Raw genomic sequence first — 19,015 nt, 5'->3', positions numbered from 1 at the left:
ACGAAGATCATGCGCGACCGGCCGGGGGACGACCACCATCGCCGATGGTGTGGTCCCTCTTTTCCTTGTTCGATCCTCAAGGAGGGGCACCACCGACATGGGACGTCATAGCTTGCCCGACGGCTACGCGGCGGAAGGACCCCGGGACCACCCCGGCCCCCGGCGCCGGAGCCGTACGGTCGCCATCGCCACCCTGCTCGTCCTCGCCGTGGCGACGGGAACGGCGGTAGCGGCCAAGGGCGGCCTGTTGTCGTTCTCCGAGTCCTGCGAGGACTCCGCCGTGCGTCTGTCCCTGGTCGCGTCCCCGGACATCGCCCCCGCCGTGCGCTCCATAGCCGAGCGGGCCCGCGCGGACGAGGCCAGGGCCGACGGCCGCTGCCTCGTGGTGGAGGTGCGGGCCCGCGACTCGCACAAGGTCGCCCAAGCACTCGCCGCCGGGGACGCGGAACCCGACTTCCAGGTCTGGCTGCCCGACTCCGATCTGTGGCTGGAGAGAGCCAAGGGACTGGGCGAGGGCATTCCGATCTCCCCGTCCGACTCCGTGGCCGCCTCACCGGTGGCCCTGGCCATGGTGCCGTCCGCCTCACGAGCGCTGGGCTGGCCCGAGAAGACGTACACCTGGGCCGAGTTGGTCGCCGGGACGCTCGGGGCGGACCGCGTGCGCCTCGGTGTCGCGGACCCGGCGCGCAGCGCCACCGGGCTGCTGGCGCTCACCGGCATCGGCGCCTCGTCCGCGCGGCGGGGCGGGGAGAGCGACACCGAGGTCGCCGAGACCGCGAAGGTGCTCGCCGAGCGGATGTCGGACGGCGACGCGCAGGTGCTGGAGACCCTCGCGCGGAGCCCGTCCGGAGCCGAGGAGGGCAACCCGAAGCGCAACCAGGCCGTGCTGATCTCCGAGCAGGCGGCCTTCACGCACAACGCGGAGGCGACCGGCGGGGGCAAGCTGGACCTCTTCTACCCGCAGGACGGCACCCCGCTGCTGGACTACCCGTACACGCTGGTGAACCAAGTACGGCTGAGCACCGCGGAGTCCCGCGCGGCCCTGCGCTTCATGAACCTGCTGGGCGACCGGGACGCCCTGGCCACGTTCGCCGCGCACGGGTTCCGGGCCGGTGACGGGGCCGCGGGGGACTCGCTCGTCGCGTCGGCCGGCGGCAGGAAACCCCAGCCGTACGCCACCCAGGCCGCCGAGGCGCCCTCCGCCGAGCAGCTCCGGGAGACGCTCGGGATGTGGACGATCACCGTGCAGAGCGCCCGGCTGACCACGGTGGTCGACGCCTCCGGCTCCATGGCGACGTTCGTGCCGGGCCGGGGCCAGTCCCGGATGGACGTCACCAAGGAGTCGCTGATCCAGGCGGTGGACCAGTTCACCGCCGACGACGAGATCGGGCTGTGGGAGTTCGCCACCACGCTGGACGGCGAGAAGGACTACCGGCGGCTCATGCCGACGCGGCGGCTCGGCGACCGGGCCGCGGGCGGCGGGACCCACCGGGAGAAGCTCACGGCCGCGTTCGCGGGCCTGCGGCCGGTGCCGGGCGGCGCGACCGGGCTGTACGACACCACACTGGCCTCGTACCAGGAGGCCCGGTCGACCTTCGTGAAGGGCAAGTTCAACGCCCTGGTGATCCTCACCGACGGCTCCAACCAGGACGAGCACGGCATCTCGCGGAGCGGGCTCATCGCGCGACTGAAGGAGCTCGTCGACCCCGAGCGCCCCGTGCCGGTCATCGCCATCGCGGTGGGCCCGGACGCGGACCGCTCGGAGGTCGCCGAGATCGCCCGGGTCACCGGCGGCGACGGCTACGAGGTGAGCGACCCGGCGGAGATCCGGGCGGTGATCCTCCAGGCCATCATGGCGGCGGGACAGAACGGACACGCCGCCCAGGAGTGACCGGGCGGAAGCCGGACGCGCCGGCCCGGAGTGACGGGCCCGGAAGCCGGACGCGTACCACCGTGCGGCGCGTCGGCGGGCCTCAGGGCGCCGGGAAGCCCACCGGCCAGGTGTGCACCGGCTCCCCGGCGTGCATCAGCTCGGCGTAGCGCCGGGTGGTGGCCGCGAGGGCCGCGTCCCGCCCGAGTCCGGCCTCCTGGGCCCGGCGGTACGTGGCCACCTGCCAGGAGGCCCCGTTGACGCGCCGCTTGCAGCGCTCCTCGATCACCCCGAGATAGCGATCCCGGTCCGCGGGCTCGATATGCCAGGCGTCCAGGCCCGCGGCGGCCAGCGGCAGCAGCTCCTCCAGCACCAGCTGCACGGCGGGGATCCGGGTCAGTCCACCGGAGCGGCCCGGCCGCGGCCAGAGCAGCTCGGCCTCGATGCCGTGCCGGCAGGCCTCGGTGAAATTCTCCTCGGCGGCCTCGAACGGCAGTCTGCTCCACACCGGCCTGGACTCCTCGGCGAGCGCCCGTACGAGACCGTAGTAGAACGCGGCGTTGGCGATCACATCGGTGACGGTCGGTCCGGCGGGCAGCACCCGGTTCTCCACCCGCAGATGGGGAACGCCGTCGGCGATCCCGTACACCGGGCGGTTCCAGCGGTAGACGGTGCCGTTGTGCAGCACCAGCTCGGCCAGCTCGGGCACCCCGCCCTCGTCCAGCACCTTCAGGGGGTCCTCGTCGTCGCAGATCGGCAGCAGCGGCGGGAAATAGCGCAGGTTCTCCTCGAAGAGCTCGTGGGCGGAGCCGATCCAGCGCTCCCCGAACCAGGTCCTCGGCCGCACGCCCTGGTTCGCCAGCTCCGGCGGCCGTACGTCGGTCGCCTGCTGGAACAACGGCGGCCGGGACTCCCGCCACAGCTCCTTGCCGAAGAGGAAGGGGGAGTTGGCGCCCACCGCGATCTGGACGCCGGTGATCGCCTGGGCGGCGTTCCACACGTCGGCGAACCGGGCCGGCGTCACCTGGAGGTGCAGCTGCACCGAGGTGCAGGCCGATTCCGGGGCGATCGAGGGCGAGGTGCAGACCAATCGCTCGACGCCTTCGATATCCAGGGCGAAATCCTCCCCCCGGGCGGCCGCCATTTGGTCGTTGAGCAGGGTGTACCGGTCCACGTCCGAGAGATTCGCGGACACCACGTCATGCTCGCCGAGGGTGGGCAGGATTCCGATCATCACGATCCCCGCGTCCACCTCGCCCGCCTTGCGGTGGGCATAGGCCAGGCCGGTCCGCAACTCCTCCGAGAGCTGGTCGAAAACCCGGCCGCCGAGACGGTGCGGAACGATATTCACCTCGAGATTGAACATCCCCAGTTCCGTCTGAAAATCCCGGCTCGCGATGCGCTGGAGCACCTGCTGATTCATCATCCTGGGCATCCCGTCGGAACCCGCGAGATTCAGCTCTATCTCCAGCCCCATCAGGTTCCGCGGACGGTCGAACCTCCGCTCCGCCAGGAGTCTCTCCAGCCCCTCCAGGCACTGGTTGAGCTTGGTGCGGTACGCCTGTCGATCGGACAGGTCAACGGCTTCCGCCACGACCTTCTCCCCCATCGAGGGGTCCCTCCTCCCGTGGACGGCCCACAGCCCAGGCCGCTCGCATCACGATCGATAATGCCCAGCGGAAGTGATCCGTAACGCCCCACGGGCCTCCGATACCCGATAGTCTGATGGAAGGAGACCGGAGGCACATTCCCGCGGCATACGGCCGTCCGCATTTTCGGCCGGAGCATGCGTGGTGGAAACACCGACGAGTTTCGGCCGACCACGCCACCGGAAAGGTGCCAGGTCGCGGTCGACACCGGGAGACCAAAACACCAGGAATACCGCGATCCGAAGGCCGGATGACGCCTTGTGCGACATATCCCTGACTGCTAGCGGAAACACTGTGTGAACACGCGTCATATAAACTCCGCTCAACGAGGCAGAGAGTTGATACGACTCGCCCGTCACCGGCCTCCTCTGGCCCGCACGCCGACAGCGCCGTCTGCATCCGCCCAAGCACCACCGTGTCTCCGAAGTGAGAGGCAACCCACCATGCCGCTGCATGTTCCCTCGGCTCCCGCGCCCGCCCTGCGCAGCGTTCTCGCGGCCCTCGGTTCTCCCACCGCCGTCCGCGAGGCCCGAACGTCCGCTCTCCGGACCGTCCAGGGTCCGCTGAGCCCCGAACTACCGCTTCCCGTCCATGTGCTGGACCGGATCACTCCCGCCAGGACAGCACCCCTGACACGGCTCGCGGCCTGGCGTTTCCTGATCCGGAGCGAGGGCCGCGCGGTTGCCGCGGCGGACACCGTGCTCACCCCCGACGGCTGGACGTTCTCGCACTTCTTCGAGGGGCCCTACCTCGCCTCGACCGAGCTGGCCGTCCGGCAGGCGGAGGCCTCGGGCACCGCCTGCCAGGCCCGGCTGCTGTCCGTCCCGGAGCTCTACATGCTCACGCTCTGGCTGCACGGCGACACCGAGGCCGATCCGGCCGGCGGCGTGCTCGCTCCGACGGACATCCTGGTGCCCCTGGCCCCGGCCCCTCCGGGCATCGCCGCCCACCGCCCGCACCGGGTCGCCGATCTGCTGCCCGTCATCTCGCTGCGGGTGGCCCCCGGGCCTCTCCTCAGCTCGGCCTGACCACCGGGCCCGACACCACCGGCCCCCGTGGCACCCGCCCCGCCCCGTACGCCGGGACGCGGGGGCGGGTCGCCGCGGGGGCGTTGCGCTGCCCACTCGGACTAGCCCTATCCGGCCACCCCGAACCACCCAAAGGGACAGTGCAGTTGCGGTGAACCGTCCGCGCGGGTGACGCGTCATGAGAGGAGTACGGGAGCTGCAGCGAAATCCCTGCGGAATCTTCCCCGTAGGGCAACACTGGGACCGGACCGACTGATACGGGGGCGGCCATGAACAACTCATCCAGCCGCAGGACACTCGACTCGACGCAGCGAAAGAACCCATCCATGTGCCAGCACCAGCCATCCTGCCCCACCGCCGATTCACCCGACCGGGAGGCCGCCCGACTGACGGCCCACCACCCCGAACAGGGCTGGAGCCTCCTGTGCAACGGCGTCCTGCTCTTCGAGGACACCGGCGAGCTGCTGCCCGACGGGCAGATCATCGCCCCGCACCGGCCGCTGGCAGCCGGTCGCGTGGTGAAGGCCGCCTGAGGACGGTCGTACGAACAGGGGCCGGCCCGGAGAGATCTCCGCACCGGCCCCGACGCATGTCCGGGGTACGCCGTTCCCGGCGCACGCCCCGCGACCGGCCGACTCAGCTGTCGTACGCGTCCAGCGGGGGGCACGAGCAGACCAGGTTCCGGTCGCCGAAGGCCCCGTCGATCCGGCGCACCGGCGGCCAGTACTTGTCCGCGGGGGACACACCGGCCGGGAAGACGGCCTCCTCGCGGCTGTAGGCGTGCTCCCAGTCGCCGCCGAGCGCGGCCGCGGTGTGGGGGGCGTTGGTCAGCGGGTTGTCGTCCTTGCCCCACTCCCCCGAGGCGACCTTCTCGATCTCGGCGCGGATCGCGATCATGGTGTCGCAGAACCGGTCGAGCTCCGCGAGGTCCTCGCTCTCCGTCGGCTCGATCATCAGCGTGCCGGCCACCGGGAACGACATGGTCGGCGAGTGGAAGCCGTAGTCGATCAGGCGCTTGGCAACATCGTCGATGGAGACGCCGGTCGCCTTGGAGATCGGGCGCAGGTCCACGATGCACTCGTGCGCGACCAGACCGGCCGGGCCGTTGTAGAGGATCGGGAAGTGCGGCTCCAGCCGCTTGGCGATGTAGTTCGCGGCCAGCACGGCGACCTGCGTGGCGCGCTTGAGTCCCTCGCCGCCCATCAGACGGACGTACGCCCAGGAGATCGGCAGAATGCCCGCCGAGCCCCACGGGGCGGCCGAGATCGGGCCCACACCGGTCTCCGGGCCCGCGGCGGGCTGGAGCGGGTGGTTGGGGAGGTACGGAGCGAGGTGGGCGCGGACGCCGACCGGGCCGACGCCGGGGCCGCCGCCGCCGTGCGGGATGCAGAAGGTCTTGTGCAGGTTCAGGTGCGAGACGTCGCCGCCGAACTTGCCGGGCTTGGCGAGCCCGACCAGCGCGTTGAGGTTGGCGCCGTCGACGTAGACCTGGCCGCCCGCGTCGTGCACCTCGCCGCAGATGTCGGCGACGTGCTCCTCGAACACCCCGTGGGTGGACGGGTAGGTGATCATGAGCACGGCCAGCTCGTCGCGGTGCAGCTCGATCTTGGCGCGCAGATCCGCGATGTCGACCTCGCCGTCGTCGGCGGTCTTCACCACGACGACCTTCATGCCCGCCATCACGGCGCTGGCGGCGTTGGTGCCGTGCGCGGAGGACGGGATGAGACAGACGGTGCGCTGGTCGTCGCCGTTGGCCCGGTGGTACGCCCGGACGGCCAGCAGACCGGCGAACTCGCCCTGGGAGCCGGCGTTGGGCTGGATGGACACCGCGTCGTAGCCGGTGACCTCGGCGAGGCGCTCCTCCAGCTCACGGATGAGGGTGAGGAAGCCCTGTGCCTGCTCGGCCGGTGCGAAGGGGTGCAGCGCGCCGAACTCGGGCCAGGTGATCGACTCCATCTCGGCGGTCGCGTTCAGCTTCATGGTGCAGGAGCCGAGCGGGATCATGCCGCGGTCCAGCGCGTAGTCGCGGTCGGCGAGCTTGCGCAGGTAGCGCAGCATCGCGGTCTCGGAGCGGTGCTGGTGGAAGACCGGGTGGGTCAGGATGTCGTCGGAGCGCAGGAGCCCCTCGGGCAGCGCGTCGGCGACCGCGGCGTCCAGTGCCTCGATGTCGCCGTCGGCGCCGAAGGCGGCCCAGACGGCGGAGATCTGCGCCCGGGTGGTGGTCTCGTCGCAGGCGGCGGAGACGTGGTCGGCGTCGACCAGGCGGAGGTTGACCCCGCGCTCCCGGGCGTCCGCGACGATGGCCGCGGCCTTGCCGGGGGCGCGCACGGTCAGGGTGTCGAAGAACGCGCCGTGCACGACCTCGGCCCCGGCGCTCCGCAGGCCGTCGGCCAGGATCGCGGCGAAGCGGTGGGTGCGCCGGGCGATCGTCCGCAGCCCGTCGGGGCCGTGGTAGACCGCGTACATCCCGGCCATGACGGCGAGCAGGACCTGCGCGGTGCAGATGTTGCTGGTGGCCTTCTCGCGGCGGATGTGCTGCTCGCGGGTCTGGAGGGCCAGGCGGTAGGCCTTGTTGCCGTCGGCGTCGACGGAGACGCCGACGAGGCGGCCGGGCAGGGAGCGGGCGAACTTCTCGCGGACCGCCATGAAGCCGGCGTGCGGGCCGCCGAAGCCCATCGGGACACCGAAGCGCTGGGTGGTGCCGACCGCGATGTCCGCGCCGAGCGCGCCGGGCGAGGTGAGCAGTGTGAGGGCCAGCAGGTCGGCGGCGACGGTGACGATCGCGCCGAGCCCGTGGGCCTGCTCGATGACGGGCTCGATGGCGCGCACGGCTCCGGAGGCGCCCGGGTACTGGAGCAGCACACCGAAGACGCCGCGCTCGGCGATCTCGGCGGGGATGCCGTCGCTCAGGTCGGCGACGACGACCTCGACACCGGTGGGCTCGGCGCGGGTCTCGATCACCGCGACGGTCTGGGGCAGGGTGTCGGCGTCGACCAGGAAGACGCCGTTCTTGACCTTGCCGACGCGCCGGGCCAGGGCCATCGCCTCGGCGGCCGCGGTGCCCTCGTCGAGCAGGGAGGCGCCGGAGGTGGGCAGCCCGGTCAGCTCGGCGACCATCGTCTGGAAGTTCAGGAGGGCTTCGAGCCGGCCCTGGGAGATCTCCGGCTGGTACGGCGTGTAGGCCGTGTACCACGCGGGGTTCTCCATGACGTTGCGCAGGATGACGGGCGGCGTGAAGGTGCCGTGGTAGCCGAGGCCGATCATCGGGGCCAGCACCTGGTTGCGGTCGGCCAGCGAGCGCAGCTCGGCCAGGACCTCCGCCTCGGTGCGCGCCGACGGAAGGTTCAGGGCCTCCGCGCTCTTGATCACATCGGGCACCGCGGCGGCGGTCAGCTCGTCGAGGGAGCCGTAGCCGACCTGGGCGAGCATCTTCGCCTGGGCCCCGGCGTCGGGCCCTATGTGGCGCTGCTCGAACGGAATGCCCTGCTCCAGCTGGGAGAGCGGAGTGCGACGGGGGGTCATGGTGGAGGCCTCCTGGTCTGTCACGACCTGCGAGGGGCACCACGGCGCGGGTGCCCGAACGGCCTCCCCCTCTGTCATCTCAACCTGAGAGCTTCACCGGCGCGCACGAGGCGTGCCGACTTTCACCGTCGGTGAGGGTCGAGTCCGTCCGGGTCTGCACCCACACGGAACCGCCCTGCTTTCCAGAGTGACCTCGTCCGTGCGGTACGGGGGCCTGAGAGATTCCGGGGAGGAGTTGCTCCTTCGGCGCCTCCGGATTCTGCACCGGAGGACTCTCCCGCACGGGGTCAGCAGCCACTGCCAGCCTACCAGCGGCCACTGCGGCGGAGCTCTCGAGTGGCCGACACCACGGATCTGCACTTGTGTGGTGCTGGTGGAGCAACAGGGACCACCCTGAGCAGTTGCGACCAGTGGGAGGCACCGTGCAGACCGATATCGATCCGCGCCGCCTGATCGGCCGCAAGGCATTCGATCGCAAGGGCGCCAAGATCGGAACGGTGGATGAGGTCTATCTCGACGACGCGACGGGTGTGCCCGAGTGGGCTGCCGTCCGCACCGGCCTGTTCAGCAGGGACGCCTTCGTCCCCCTGGAACCCAGCGAATTCGTCGAGGACGCGCTGCGCGTCCCCTTCGACCGCGCGGTGATCAAGGACGCGCCGGACTTCGGCGTCGGCCGGCACCTCTCGCCCGAGCAGGAACTTCAGCTCTACCGGCATTACGGACTGGACTCCCCGCCCCCGGAGGAGTCGGCGCCCGACCGGGACTTCGGCAGGCTGGCGGGCCAGGAGGAGTAGTCGGCCGCTTCACGGACGAGCGGCAGCGGATCGGCGGGCCGCAGCAGCGGATCGTCGATGCGGAACGTGAGCACCCGGCCGGGCGCGCTCCACGGTTCCTCGAACCGGACGGTGACCCGGCCGACGCCGCTGCCCTGGACCCAGCCGTGGCCGTGCTCCTCGTGGTGCACGTCGTGCCCGGCGGGCCAGCGCCGTGCGGCGAGCAGCTCGGCGCTGTCCGGCTCGGGCTCGGGGGCGGCCTCCTCCCCGTCGCCCTCCACGGCGGGCGCCCGGTGCTCCTCCTGGGCCCGCTGGGCGAGCTCCCGGGCGTCGGCGGCCTGGGCGAACAGGTCCTCCTGGGTGTAGTCGGCCAGCCCCGTCACACCGACCCCCAGCAGCCGTACGCCCCCCGTGGTGTCGACGGACTCCAGCAGCCGCCCCGCCGCCTCGCGGACCACCGTGGGGTCGTCCGTGGGGCCTCTGAGGGTCTCGGAGCGGGTCAGCGTGGAGAAGTCGTAGCGGCGCACCTTCAGCACCACCGTGCGCCCCGACCGGTCGGCGGCGCGCAGCCGCTCCACGCACCGCACGGCCAGCCGCTCCACCTCGGCGCGCACCCGCACCCGGTCGTGCAGGTCCACGTCGAAGGTGTCCTCCACCGATACGGACTTGGCGTCCCGCTCGGCGACCACCGGCCGGTCGTCGAGCCCCAGCGCCATCCGGTAGAGCCCGTGGCCGTGGGCCTTGCCGACCAGCCGTACGAGCTCCGCCTCGCCCGCCTCGGCCAGGTCGTGGACGGTGGTCATCCCGGCGCGTCGGAGATGGTCGCCGGTGGCCGGGCCGACCCCCGGCAGGATGCGGACGGACATCGGGGCGAGCAGCTCGCGCTCGGTGCCCGGCTCGATGATGAGCAGCCCGTCGGGCTTGGCCTCCTCGGAGGCGATCTTGGCGAGCATCTTGGAACCCGCCAGCCCGACGGATCCGCTGAGACCGGTCACCGTGCGGATGGCCGTCCGCAGCCCCTCGCCCGTCGCGCGGGCGGACGCCGCGTCGTCCGCCCTTCCACCCGCCTCCAGGTCCACGAAGGCCTCGTCCAGGCTGAGCAGCTCCACCAGGGGCGACAGCCGCCCCAGGAGCTCCATCACCTGGTCGCTCACGGTCCGGTACAGCGAGAAGCGGGGCACCAGGTAGGCCGCGTTCGGGGCGAGCCGCCGGGCCTGGGCGGTGGGCATCGCCGAGTGAACGCCCAGGCGCCGGGCTTCGTACGAGGCGGTGGCGACCACTCCGCGGGGGCCGAGGCCGCCCACCACGACCGCCTTGCCGCGCAGGCTCGGCTTGGACGCCTGCTCCGCCGACGCGTAGAAGGCGTCCATGTCCAGGTGAAGGATGGTGGGCGCGGGTCTCACACCGTCGATGCTGCCCTACGGCACTGACAACGGGACGGTGCGGCGCCCCGTGGGGCTGCCGCACCGTCCCGTTGTGCCGTTCTTCGTACTGTGCGCCGTGCTGCCCGTCGGGGTGCTCAGCCGGCGCGGTTGCGCCGCCGCGCCAGCTCGTCCGCCGGGTTGTGGCCGACCAGCGTCTCGCCGGTGTCGACCCGCTCACCGTGCAGTTGCGACAGCGCCGCGTCCACGTCCCGCCAGACGACGCCGACGGCGATCCCGAAGACTCCCTGCCCGCCCTGGAGCAGACTGACGACCTCGTCGGGCGAGGAGCACTCGTAGACCGTGGCCCCGTCGCTCATCAACGTCATGCGCTCGAGGTCCTGGAAACCGCGGGCCCGCAGATGCTGGACCGTGGTGCGGATGTTCTGCAGAGCGACCCCGGTGTCCAGGAACCGCTTGACGATCTTGAGGAGAACCACGTCCCGGAAACTGTAGAGACGCTGGGTCCCCGACCCGTAGGCCGGACGCACACTGGGCTCGACCAGCCCCGTGCGCGCCCAGTAGTCCAGTTGGCGGTAGGTGATCCCCGCCGCCGCGCACGCCGTCGGTCCGCGATAGCCGATGTCGCCGGCACCGCTCGCCGCTGCCACGCCGTCCGCCGCCACCGCGGCCGGTTGAACCGGCTGCCTGATGGTGTGGTCGGCTCCACTGCCGTGCTGCGGATACGGCCCACCCGCCGCCGTACCGTCGCCGCTGCTTCTCACGCCGACCTCCGTCCTTGACCTGCCCACTCGAAGGTAGGCAGTCACTCGGGGTGCGTCAACGATCGCCACACTCGGCACGCCGAGTGATAATCACCCTGAGGGTGGTTTCCCGTGTCTCGTTTCCGGGAAAGGCTTGTCGGATGCGCTTGACGACACCCTTGCGGGAGGTCACTGGCTGTTCGTGCCGAAGTCCTCCGGAGAGATCTGGTCGAGGAATTCGCGGAACTTCTCCACCTCGTCCTCCTGCTCGTCGGGGATCGCGATGCCCGCATCGTCCAGCACGCCGTCACTGCCGTAGATCGGCGTGCCGGTCCGCAGGGCGAGCGCTATGGCGTCGGAGGGCCGGGCGCTCACCTCCACTCCGCTGGCGAAGACGAGCTCCGCGTAGAAGACCCCTTCTCGGAGGTCCGTGATCCGGACCTCGGTGAGCTCCTGGCCCACGGCCTCGAGCACATCCTTGAACAGGTCATGGGTCAGCGGCCTGGCGGGCGCCATGCCCTGCTGGGCGAAGGCGATCGCGGTCGCCTCCCCAGGACCGATCCAAATGGGGAGGTACCGGTCGCCTCCCACTTCACGCAGGAGAACGATCGGTTGGTTGGAGGGCATTTCCACCCGGACACCGACAACGTCGAGCTCGTTCACACAGCAACCCTAGGACGTGCTCGCCATGTTTGGGTAGTCGGGCTCCGCCGATGTCAGTGCAGACGGCTGCGCAGAGCGCTCTGCACGAGTGCCGCGTGCAGCCGTACGGAGAGCTCGGCGAGCTCGTTCGCGGTGGCCTCGGCATGGGCTCTGGTCTGCGGATTGCGGTGCCGGCGCAGGGGCGCGACCAGCTGCTCCACCAGCCCCGCCTCCCGGTCGGCGGAGGCCCGCATGGCCCGAAGATGACGCGGTTCCAGGCCGAAACGCCCCAGATCCGCCACCAGCTTGGCGACGGTCACCATCTCGGCGTCGTAGCCGCCCTCGGAGGCCGGGACGATGAGGCCGTAGGACTCCCATTCGGCCAACCGGTCCTCGTCGACCTCGGCCGCCGCGAGCAGTTCGGCCCGCCCGATCCGGGCGGCGGTCGCCGCTCCGGGACCGGCCTCCCACACCCCGTCGGCGAGGTCCCGCTGCCCGCCGGGCGAGGGCAGGACCGGCTGCTCCCCCCGCGCCAGCGCGTCCAGGTGCTCCCGGATGACCTTCAGCGGCAGATAGTGGTCCCGCTGCATACGGAGCACCTGCGCCAGGCGCTCCACATCGCACGGGGCGAACTTGCGGTATCCGGAAGGAGTGCGCTGCGGCTCGATGAGCCCCTCCGCCTCCAGGAACCGGATCTTGGAGATGGTGACTTCGGGAAACTCCTCGCGCAGCTGGATGAGCACCGCTCCGATGCTCATCGGGCGCGCTTCCGCGGTGGCGGTGCCGTGGCCGGCACCGCCTGTCGGTGTTCGCAGCATGGGCCTTCCTGGGGGTCCCCCCGGACCGGGTCCGGGGCTGGTCACACGCCCCGCGGGCTCGCATAGAAGACCAGGCGGTACTTTCCGATCTGGACTTCGTCGCCGTTGGACAGCTGGACCGAATCGATGCGCTCACGGTTGACGTAGGTGCCGTTGAGGCTGCCGACGTCACCCACGGTGAAGCTACCGTCCGGGCTCCTGCGGAACTCCACATGACGCCGCGACACGGTCACGTCATCGAGAAAAATATCGCTCTGCGGGTGACGGCCCGCCGTGGTCAGGTCGCTGTCGAGCAGGAAGCGGCTGCCGGAATTCGGGCCGCGCCGCACGACCAGCAGCGCCGAGCCCGCGGGCAGCGCGTCGACCGCGGCCTGAGCCTCCGGGGAGAGCGAGGGCAGTGCGGTCTGGCCCGTCGCCTCCGCCTCGTACGCCTCGAGACCGGAGATGGAGATCGTGGACGTCGTCTCCGAGGGGCGCTCGGGAACGCCGCCCCGCAGCGGCGCGCCGCAGTTGGAGCAGAACCTGCTGGCCTCCGCGTTGCGGTGACCGCACCTCGTACAGACCGGCATCGGCGAGCCCTCCGGGGTGAACCCTCCACCCGTACTCGAGGCTGATGGTTCGCCGAAACCTATGCGTCCGGCACCGGCAGGGTCAACAGACGACACGCCGTCGCCACCCGGGGCACCGGACACCTCGTCGCGGAAGAGCGGACGCTCCGCCTCCTGCTCCTCGCCCTGACCGTGGCGCGGCGCGCGGTGGCGGGCAGCACTGTTGCTGTCCTCGCGTGCACTCTTCCCGAACAACTTCGCAAACAACTTCACGGGCGATTCCCCTTGACCGACATAGACCCGCCCGTGGGGCAGGACGAACCCTGATTGAACACACCTGCCGACCCGGACATCTTCACAACGTCCGTATCCACCCGACAGTTTCCACCACGCACCACCAATCCGGTGCGCCGACCCCCCGCAACCCTCCGACCCGCTCCACGGGCCTTCACACTCGCCCCGCTCACGGGGTTGACGACCGAGCGTAGTCAGGCCGCTGCGCCGGTCGCAAGGCGTCCACGACGATGTCGTCGGACCGTTCCACGAGCACCGTGGCCTGCTCCTTCTCCAGCGTCTGGACCACACCGCCGGGGATGTTGAGCGCGGGCTCCAGATCCTGCGGCTTGCCGATCACCGTGAACTCGTACGGCGCCTCGATCTTCTTGCCGTCCACCTGGACGTTCCCGCCGTCCCCGGAGAAATAGGTGTTGGCCACCACCCGCACCCCGTTGACCTGGATCGCCTCGGCCCCCGCCGCCCGCAGTTCCTGAAGGGCGTCGAGCAGCATGTCGGGGGCGACCGCCCCCGAGGGATCGGTGATCGTCAGCGTGATGCCGGGGCCCTCGGCCGCCACGGTGCCCGCGAGGATGCCGAGCTGGCGTTCCTTCTCCAGCGTCTGCTTCCGGGCCTCCTCGGCCTGGTCGGAGCTGTTCTCCAGCTCGGTGCGCTGATCGTCCAGGCGCTGCTTCTCGTCCTCCAGGCGCTGGGTCCGGTCGTCGACCTCGTCGAGGATGCGGACCAGGTCCTCCTGCCGGGCGCCGCGCAGCGCGCTGTCGTCGCTGGTGGACCGCACCTGGATGGCGAGTCCCAGACCGAGTCCGAACAGCAGCACGGCGACGATCAGTTGGGCCCGGCTCAGCCGCGGCGGCCACAGGCCCGCCAGCAGCCGCTGCCGGCCGGACACCTCTTCGGCAGGCGGCGGCGCGGGAGCGTCCGGAGCGGCGGACGCGCCGCTCTCGGGCTGTTCGCTGCGGGAGTTCTCGTCGTTGTTCATCGGCCTCAAGCCCGGAAGACGTGCCGGCGGATCGCGGCGGCGTTGGAGAAGATCCGGATGCCGAGCACGACCACCACACCCGTGGAGAGCTGAGCACCGACACCCAGTTTGTCGCCGAGGAAGACGATCAGCGCGGCCACCACGACGTTGGAGAGGAAGGAGACCACGAAGACCTTGTCGACGAAGATGCCGTCGAGCATGGCCCGCAGACCGCCGAAGACGGCGTCGAGCGCCGCGACCACCGCGATCGGCAGATAGGGCTCGACCACCGCCGGTACCTCGGGCCGGACCAACAGTCCGACCACGACTCCCACGACGAGGCCCAGTACGGCGATCACGATGTGCCTTTCCCTGTGTCTGCCGCACCACTGCCGGCGGCCTTCGGCTCTGCTGTACGGACGATGAGGCTCGGCGCGGCCGGAAGCCGCACCTTCGCCTCATCGGAGATGCTGGTGCGGATGTCGAAGCTCTCCTTGAGCGCCTGCAGGTACTGGCCGTCGGCGCTGTCCTGGAACGCGGTCGCGAGCTTCTTCCCGTCCCCCACCGCGAGCACCGTGTACGGCGGCACGAGCGGTCTGTTGTCGACCAGTATGGCGTCGCCGGCGGCCCGGATGGCCGACAGGGCCGTCAGCCTTTGCCCATTGATGGCGATGGCCTCGGCCCCGGACTCCCACAGACCGTTGACGACCCGCTGCATGTCCCGGTCGCGCACCCGCCCGGTGTCGGCGAAGCCCGTCGACTCACGAGGCCCGCCGCCGCCCTGGTCGGTGTCCTTGGCGTCGTCGACGATCAGCTTCACCCCGGGTCCCTCGACCGGAGTGGCCCCGGACAACAGGGCCACCAGCTCTCCCTGGTCCCCACCGTGCTGCTCGAGGGCCTTGCGCTGACGTTCACTCACATCGGAGCGGAGCTCGTCGACATCCGACTCCAGGCTGTCCGCGGCCTGCGTCTCCGCGTCGATCCGGTCGATCAGCTCTTCGCGCTCCTTGGCGACGACCGGCGCGGAGATCCGAGCCTCGGCGGCGCCGAGGGTGACGACCAGGGCGGCCACCACCAGTCCGGCGGCCAGGCCGAGCTTCGACTTGAGCGTACGGGGCAGGCCCGCGCTCCCGTCGGCCTTGCGCCGCGCCGACGCCTCCGCGTAGCCGTCGTCGAGACTGTGGTCCATCACGTTGTTCAGCAGCGACATGGAGGCGTCGGGGCGTGCGGGCGGCGAGGCGGTGCTCCGATCGGGGGACTGCTGCGACATGCCGCACATCGTCGCACGTCATCACAGCTACCGCCGAACGGCCCCACCGGTGCGCCGCGACCCCCTGCCCGGGGCGTCGCGGCGCACCGTCCTGAGATCAGTCTCCGGCGCTGTCCACCACCGCGGCCCACTCGTCGAGCAGTGCCTGGGCCGAGGCGTCGTCCGGGCCTTCCGCCCACAGATGGGTGACGGCCTCCGCCCGGTCGGGCAGGACCATGATCCACCGCCCGTCCGCCTCGACCACGCGGACCCCGTCCGTGGTGTCGACACTGCGGTCACCGGCCGCTTCGACGACCCGGCGCATGACGAGCCCCTTGACGGCCCAGGGCGTCGCCAGATCGCGGCGCAGGACGTGCGCCCGGGGGATGCGGGCGTCGATCTGGCTCAGGGTCAGCTGGGTCCGCGCGACGAGCCCGATGAGCCGCACGAAAGCGGCCGTCCCGTCGAAGACGCTGCTGAATTCGGGAACGATGAACCCTCCGCGCCCGTCTCCTCCGAAGATGGTGGCCTCTTCACGGCCCACCCGGGTCAGGTCGTCGGGCGAGGTGGTCGTCCACTCCACCTGCGTGCCGTGGTAGGCCGCCACCTGCTCGGCGACGCGCGTGGTCGTCACCGGCAGGGCGACACGACCGCTGCGCCGCTCGGCGGCGACGAGATCGAGGAGGACCAGCAGGGCCCGGTCGTCCTCGATGATCCGGCCCAGTTCGTCGACGAGGGAGAGCCGCTCCCCCACCGGGTCGAACCGCACCCCGAAGGCGGCCCGTGCCGAGGACACGATCTCCCCGAGCCGCACCAGACCGGCCCGCCGGGTGTCGGCGGACTCGGTGGGCCGCGACTCGTCGAGCCCGGGGTTGATCGTCAGCGCGTCCACCCCGAGCCGGCCGAGCAGGCTGGGCAGGACGAGCCCGGCGCTCCCGTTGGACGCGTCGACGACGACCTTGAGCCCGGAGTCCGCGATGCCCTCGACGTCGACATTCCGCAGGAGCGACCCGGTGTACGAGTCGAACACGCTGGACGGGAAGTGCAGGTCCCCGATCTCGCCGGGGAAGGCCCTGCGGTACTCCTGGCGTGCGTAGACCCGGTCGAGCTTGCGCTGCTGGGCCTGCGAGAGGTCCGCGCCCCGCTCGTCGATGAACATGATGTCCACCGAGTCGGGCACTCCGGGCGACGTACGGATCATGATGCCGCCCGCGCTGCCCCGGGCGGTCTGCTGGCGTGCCACGGGCAGAGGGACGTTCTCCAGGTCCCGGACGTCGATGGCGCTGGCCTGGAGAGCCGAGATGACGGCCCGCTTGAGGGCACGCGCGCCTCGGGAGTGGTCACGGGCGGTCGTGACCGTCGAGCCCTTCTTCAGGGTCGTGGCGTAGGCGCCCGCCAGTCGTACGGCCAGTTCGGGGGTGATCTCGACGTTCAGGATCCCGGAGACTCCGCGCGCTCCGAAGAGATGCGCCTGTCCGCGGGATTCCCAGATCACCGAGGTGTTGACGAACGCGCCGGCCTCGATGGTCTTGAACGGATACACCCGTACATTGCCCTGGATGATCGACTCCTCGCCGACCAGGCATTCGTCACCGATGACGGCGCCGTCCTCGATCCGGGCCGCACGCATGATGTCGGTGTTCTTGCCGACCACGCAGCCCCGGAGGTTGCTGTGCTGTCCGATGTAGACGTTGTCGTGCACCACGGCCTTGTGGAGGAACGCGCCCGTCTTGACGACGACGTTCGACCCCACGACGGTGTGCTCGCGGATCTCGACGTCCGCCTCGACCTTGGCGTAGTCGCCGATGTACAGCGGCCCGCGCAGCACTGCGTCGGGGTGGACCTCCGCCCCTTCGGCGACCCACACGCCGGGCGAGATCTCGAAGCCGTCGAGCTCCACGTCGACCTTGCGCTCCAGGACGTCCGCCTGGGCCTTGACGTAACTCTCGTGGGTGCCCACGTCCTCCCAGTAGCCCTCGGCGATGTAGCCGTAGATGGGCTTGCCCTCCTTCATCAGCTGAGGGAAGACGTCACCGGACCAGTCGACGGAGGTGTCGGCCTGGACGTAGTCGAAGACCTCGGGCTCCATGACGTAGATACCGGTGTTCACGGTGTCGGAGAAGACCTGTCCCCAGGTCGGCTTCTCCAGGAACCGTTCGACCTGACCGTTCTCGTCCACGATGGTGATCCCGAATTCCAGCGGATTGGGAACCCGGGTCAGGCAGACGGTGACGAGTCCGCCCTTTTCCTTGTGGAACGCGATGAGGTCGGTGAGGTCGAAGTCGGTGAGCGCGTCACCGGAAATGACGAGGAACGTGTCGTCCTTCAACGCCTCCTCGGCGTTCTTCACGCTCCCCGCTGTGCCGAGTGGCTTCTCTTCATTGGCATAGGTGAGCTCCATCCCGAGCTCCTCGCCGTCCCCGAAATAATTCTTGACGAGGGAAGCGAGAAACTGGACGGTCACGACTGTTTCACTGAGCCCATGCCGCTTGAGCAGCCGCAGCACATGCTCCATGATGGGCCGGTTGGCCACAGGCAGGAGCGGTTTGGGCATGCTCGAGGTCATGGGGCGAAGACGTGTGCCTTCGCCACCAGCCATCACGACGGCCTTCATGTCGGAAACGTCCTCCTAGAAGAGACGACGGTTAGCCGAGTTCGCCCGTCGGGGCATCTTTCAAGACATCAACCGCGGGCCGGCCACACTGCGCGGCACCGCATCAACGAGCTCAATCGGCTACTGCATCCGTCTTCACAAGCCGACGGACCTGAACCACGTAGAGGATCCCTGCCCACCAGTAGAGCGTTGTACCCCATCCTGCGAACGCCCATCCGAAAACGGCGGCCAGTGTGGCCAGCCAACCACTCCCGTCGCTGAGCAGCAACAAGGGGAAGGCGTACATGAGGTTGAAGGTTGCAGCTTTCCCGAGGAAGTTGACCTGCGGGGGCGGATAGCCGTGGCGGCGCAGGATGGCCACCATCACGAGAAGCATCAGTTCCCGGGCGAGAAGGGCCGCGGTGACCCACAGGGGCAGAATCTCGCGCCAGGTGAGGCCGACCAGGGTGGAAAGGATGTAGAGGCGGTCCGCCGCCGGGTCCAGGAGCCGGCCGAGGCTGCTGATCTGGTTCCACTTGCGGGCGAGCTTCCCGTCGAGGTAGTCGCTGATGCCGCTGAGCATCAGCACCAGCAGCGCCCAGTTGTCGCTGTTGGGCCCTCCGAACACGGGGCGAAGAATCAGCCACAGGAAGAGCGGTACCCCGACAAGGCGAGCCATGCTGAGGATGTTGGGGATGGTGAGGACCCGGTCCGTCTGGACCCGAGTCTCCTGGACCTCCACCCGGGGGCCTCCTGTGAAGAACGTGCCAATGATGCCCCCTGACCCTACCCTCAGCCTCCGCCGGCGGGTGCACGGGGGTGGAGGGGCTGAGGCGATGCGCGGTCTGGAGGGTCCGGAACGCAGAAAAGCCCCGTGCCAATGGCACGGGGCTTTCCCGGAAAAATTGTTCGGCGGCGTCCTACTCTCCCACAGGGTCCCCCCTGC

General features: G+C 70.3%; 16 protein-coding genes and 1 riboswitch. Of the genes, 4 read left to right on the top strand and 12 right to left on the bottom strand.

Annotated features, from left to right (window positions below):
* The first annotated feature begins 97 nt into the window (after positions 1-97).
* A complete protein-coding gene (locus tag ACH4UK_RS29915; RefSeq protein ID WP_398361260.1) occupies positions 98-1,891 on the top strand; it encodes a substrate-binding and VWA domain-containing protein in 1,794 nt (597 codons plus the stop codon).
* Positions 1,892-1,973: 82 nt separating this feature from the next.
* Here the strand turns inward: ACH4UK_RS29915 and ACH4UK_RS29910 are convergent, their stop codons facing one another.
* Positions 1,974-3,479: a glutamate--cysteine ligase gene (locus ACH4UK_RS29910; protein ID WP_398361258.1), complete on the bottom strand. Its 1,506-nt coding sequence runs from the start codon at positions 3,477-3,479 to the stop codon at positions 1,974-1,976.
* Positions 3,480-3,962: 483 nt separating this feature from the next.
* Here ACH4UK_RS29910 and ACH4UK_RS29905 point away from each other — a divergent pair, with 483 nt between their 5' ends.
* Both ACH4UK_RS29905 and ACH4UK_RS29900 read left to right on the top strand, forming a co-directional pair.
* A complete protein-coding gene (locus ACH4UK_RS29905; RefSeq protein WP_398361256.1) occupies positions 3,963-4,547 on the top strand; it encodes a hypothetical protein in 585 nt (194 codons plus the stop codon).
* A 326-nt stretch (positions 4,548-4,873) separates the two neighbouring features.
* Positions 4,874-5,080: a DUF5999 family protein gene (locus ACH4UK_RS29900; protein ID WP_398361255.1), complete on the top strand. Its 207-nt coding sequence runs from the start codon at positions 4,874-4,876 to the stop codon at positions 5,078-5,080.
* 103 nt (positions 5,081-5,183) lie between these two features.
* Here ACH4UK_RS29900 and gcvP read toward each other — a convergent pair whose 3' ends face one another.
* The gene (gcvP, locus tag ACH4UK_RS29895; protein ID WP_398361253.1) at positions 5,184-8,069 is read right to left on the bottom strand and encodes an aminomethyl-transferring glycine dehydrogenase; all 2,886 of its coding nucleotides are present in this window, start codon (positions 8,067-8,069) and stop codon (positions 5,184-5,186) included.
* 192 nt (positions 8,070-8,261) lie between these two features.
* A riboswitch (glycine riboswitch) is annotated at positions 8,262-8,359 on the bottom strand.
* A gap of 132 nt (positions 8,360-8,491) precedes the next feature.
* On the opposite strand from gcvP, the gene ACH4UK_RS29890 reads away from it, so the two are divergent.
* Entirely contained in the window at positions 8,492-8,863 is a 372-nt protein-coding gene (locus ACH4UK_RS29890) for a PRC-barrel domain-containing protein (protein ID WP_398361251.1), read from the top strand.
* Here the strand turns inward: ACH4UK_RS29890 and ACH4UK_RS29885 are convergent.
* From ACH4UK_RS29885 to ACH4UK_RS29840, 10 genes are all read right to left on the bottom strand, one after another.
* Entirely contained in the window at positions 8,785-10,245 is a 1,461-nt protein-coding gene (locus ACH4UK_RS29885) for a DNA polymerase IV (protein WP_398361250.1), read from the bottom strand. The genes ACH4UK_RS29890 and ACH4UK_RS29885 overlap by 79 nt on opposite strands.
* Before the next feature lie 116 nt (positions 10,246-10,361).
* Entirely contained in the window at positions 10,362-10,988 is a 627-nt protein-coding gene (locus tag ACH4UK_RS29880) for a MerR family transcriptional regulator (RefSeq protein ID WP_398361248.1), read from the bottom strand.
* Positions 10,989-11,156: 168 nt separating this feature from the next.
* Positions 11,157-11,630 carry a bifunctional nuclease family protein gene (locus tag ACH4UK_RS29875; RefSeq protein ID WP_006123076.1) on the bottom strand — a complete coding sequence of 158 codons (474 nt, stop codon included), beginning with the start codon at positions 11,628-11,630 and terminating at the stop codon, positions 11,157-11,159.
* 53 nt (positions 11,631-11,683) lie between these two features.
* Positions 11,684-12,427 carry a MerR family transcriptional regulator gene (locus ACH4UK_RS29870; protein ID WP_398361246.1) on the bottom strand — a complete coding sequence of 248 codons (744 nt, stop codon included), beginning with the start codon at positions 12,425-12,427 and terminating at the stop codon, positions 11,684-11,686.
* Between the two features lie 41 nt (positions 12,428-12,468).
* Complete coding sequence (locus tag ACH4UK_RS29865) at positions 12,469-13,248, bottom strand: FHA domain-containing protein (protein ID WP_398361244.1); 780 nt, start codon at positions 13,246-13,248, stop codon at positions 12,469-12,471.
* Positions 13,249-13,438: 190 nt separating this feature from the next.
* Positions 13,439-14,248 carry a DUF881 domain-containing protein gene (locus ACH4UK_RS29860; RefSeq protein WP_398361242.1) on the bottom strand — a complete coding sequence of 270 codons (810 nt, stop codon included), beginning with the start codon at positions 14,246-14,248 and terminating at the stop codon, positions 13,439-13,441.
* A 5-nt stretch (positions 14,249-14,253) separates the two neighbouring features.
* On the bottom strand, positions 14,254-14,586 hold the full coding sequence (locus ACH4UK_RS29855; RefSeq protein WP_003970459.1) for a small basic family protein: 333 nt from the start codon (positions 14,584-14,586) through the stop codon (positions 14,254-14,256).
* Complete coding sequence (locus ACH4UK_RS29850) at positions 14,583-15,497, bottom strand: DUF881 domain-containing protein (protein WP_398361240.1); 915 nt, start codon at positions 15,495-15,497, stop codon at positions 14,583-14,585. The genes ACH4UK_RS29855 and ACH4UK_RS29850 overlap by 4 nt, the downstream gene beginning before the upstream one ends.
* A gap of 97 nt (positions 15,498-15,594) precedes the next feature.
* On the bottom strand, positions 15,595-18,090 hold the full coding sequence (locus ACH4UK_RS29845) for a sugar phosphate nucleotidyltransferase (protein WP_398361238.1): 2,496 nt from the start codon (positions 18,088-18,090) through the stop codon (positions 15,595-15,597).
* A 112-nt stretch (positions 18,091-18,202) separates the two neighbouring features.
* Positions 18,203-18,811, bottom strand: a complete 609-nt coding sequence (locus ACH4UK_RS29840; protein WP_398361236.1) for a CDP-alcohol phosphatidyltransferase family protein — start codon at positions 18,809-18,811, stop codon at positions 18,203-18,205.
* Between the last annotated feature and the right edge of the window lie 204 nt (positions 18,812-19,015).

Origin of the sequence: Streptomyces sp. NPDC020884 (genome assembly GCF_044333935.1) — a bacterium.
Lineage (GTDB): Bacteria > Actinomycetota > Actinomycetes > Streptomycetales > Streptomycetaceae > Streptomyces.
The sequence above is the reverse complement of the archived record's forward strand: the minus strand, read 5'-3'. Positions and strand labels throughout refer to the sequence as shown.